This window comes from Streptomyces hazeniae (assembly GCF_031845485.1).
Taxonomy (GTDB): Bacteria; Actinomycetota; Actinomycetes; order Streptomycetales; family Streptomycetaceae; genus Streptomyces; species Streptomyces hazeniae.
Genome location: NZ_JAVREQ010000143.1, coordinates 1 through 472 on the forward strand (window position 1 = coordinate 1; position 472 = coordinate 472).

At 68.9% G+C, this 472-nt stretch carries 1 pseudogene; it reads right to left on the reverse strand.

From position 1 onward, the window contains the following. Positions 1 to 459, reverse strand: a pseudogene (locus tag RM572_RS29020) (DinB family protein); the annotation flags it as partial. Positions 460 to 472 lie beyond the last annotated feature (13 nt).

Sequence of the window (472 nt, forward strand, 5' to 3'; positions counted from 1 at the left end):
GTCCAGTGAGTGCGGTTCGGTGAGTTCGTCGACCCCGAGCACGAACGGGCCACCCGGGATCAGCACGGAAGTGCCTGCCACTCCGGCACGACCGGCCGGCAGTGCGCTGCCTGCGTCGAACAACGGCGGACCGGCCCGCAGGTTCAGAGCCTGCAGCATGGTCTCGTCGTGCTGATTCTCGTGGCTGATCACCAACCCGAAGTTGAACCCGGAGTCGTCGGCGTCAAGCGAGTCGAGGGCATCGAGGGCGCGGGACCGGACCGTCGCGCAGTACGCGCGCGCTTCGGTGGGCGGCAGCAGAGGAAGGTCGACGCGGCTGGCCCGTGAGTGCACGAAGGCGTCGTAGAGCCGGTCCACGTCCGGGGAAAGCATGCCCGGGCGGTCCGGATTGCCGCCGCGCAGCAGCCACAGCTCCTCCTGCTGGCCGATGTGGGCGAGATCCCAGACCAGCGGGCTCATCAACGGGCTGTAC